Genomic DNA, 1,028 nt, shown 5'->3' with positions numbered 1-1,028 from the left:
GATCTCGGCAAGCTTTGTTGTATTTACACGCATTAAAACTGCACATAAATAATAAATTCCGAAGCTTTTGATTACCCATTTTACTTATTCGTGGCCTCCCTTTTACACTACTTCCACTTTGTCTAATTACTGGTGTTAATCCAGCATAACTACATAATTCACTTGCACTTGTAAAACGATCAAAACCACCTGTTAATACCACTAACATTATGGCTGTTTTAGAACCGATACCAGGAATAGTTTTTAAACGGGTAAACAAATCTTGATGCGATTGTTTTACTAAAATTAACAGCTTATCCTCTAAAGTTTTTATCTCTTTGATTAATTGTCTTAAACTACGTTTTAAAGACGTAACAACAAGCTTACTTGGATTACCCAAAACTGCTTCACCATGTAGTTTGTTTTTTAGCATAGTGCTTTGTTTTGTATACACAGAAAGAGTTCTAACGATTTGAAGACATTCTATTTCTTCCTTAGAATTTCCTTGCCATAGCTTTAATTCTACTTGCTCAGCGTAAGCACAAATAAGTTTTGAATCGCTCTTATCTGTCTTAACTTTTGATAAACCCATCTGTATAAAACGTTTCACTGACAATGGGTTTTCTACAGATACTTTAATACCAGATTCTAGCAAATGATACGCTAACTGATAATGATAATAGCCTGTAGCTTCCATAACGCAATGGCTCTTATTATTTAAAAGTTTCGTGAACTTTTTAAAGCCAAGTTCATTATTTTTAAACTGATAGTAATTACCATCAGAGTCCATGACATCAAACACCAAATGGCTAATGTCAATTCCAAAATATTTAATATCTTTATTCATAAGAAAATGTTTTTTTGAAAGGACAATCTACGCGAGTTTCAACGACTTAAAATCGAGGTCTTAAAGCCTCATAGAACTGTACGAAATCTGTGTAGAAAAGAGAGGGGATTTTCAATGTTGACGAAGTCTAAAGCTTCTGCGTGTATATTAACCTTACTCCTCTCTTTTGTCTTTTCTGATTTATCCTTAAATTTAATGAATT

The 1,028-nt window shown here is 32.7% G+C and carries 1 protein-coding gene; it reads right to left on the bottom strand.

The features are described 5' to 3' along the window. Positions 1-826 (bottom strand): IS110 family transposase (locus tag VDP25_RS17655; protein WP_334471966.1); only part of this gene is annotated, 826 nt, incomplete at its 3' end. Positions 827-1,028: the final 202 nt, after the last annotated feature.

The organism is Winogradskyella sp. ECml5-4 (assembly GCF_036903175.1).
GTDB lineage: Bacteria > Bacteroidota > Bacteroidia > Flavobacteriales > Flavobacteriaceae > Winogradskyella > Winogradskyella damuponensis.
Note: the sequence above shows the minus strand (reverse complement) of the source record. Positions and strands in the feature narration are given on the sequence as shown.